Origin of the sequence: Nonomuraea candida (assembly GCF_000725485.1) — a bacterium.
Taxonomy (GTDB): domain Bacteria; phylum Actinomycetota; class Actinomycetes; order Streptosporangiales; family Streptosporangiaceae; genus Nonomuraea; species Nonomuraea candida.
This window is the reverse complement of sequence record NZ_JOAG01000180.1, coordinates 1-280: the sequence shown is the minus strand read 5'-3', so window position 1 is coordinate 280 and position 280 is coordinate 1. Positions and strand designations below refer to the sequence as shown.

Below are 280 nucleotides of genomic sequence, written 5' to 3'. Positions count from 1 at the left end.
GCGTCCGTTTCGGCCAACATCAGATTGTGTTCTGACGTAGACTGCAAGAGTGAGCACGAGTCATGCCGACGCAGTGACCTTTTCTGATCTTTCGAGGAATCCGCGAGCGGTCGCGGAACGCGCGGTGCGCCTGGGACGGGTGCGTGTCACGCACCGGGATGCTCCCGATTTCTACCTGACTGCAGCAGATCGCGAAGAAGAGCGGGACCGGACGCTGGCCACCGCCTCTCGGCTGTTTCTTGCTTTGATCAAGCACGACTCCACTGCGCGCGCCCTGGTC

Annotated in this window: 1 pseudogene; it reads left to right on the top strand. The window is 61.4% G+C overall.

Going from position 1 to position 280, the window contains the following annotated elements:
• Window positions 1–49: 49 nt before the first annotated feature.
• Window positions 50–280 (top strand): annotated as a pseudogene (locus IO39_RS57235) (hypothetical protein); the annotation flags it as partial.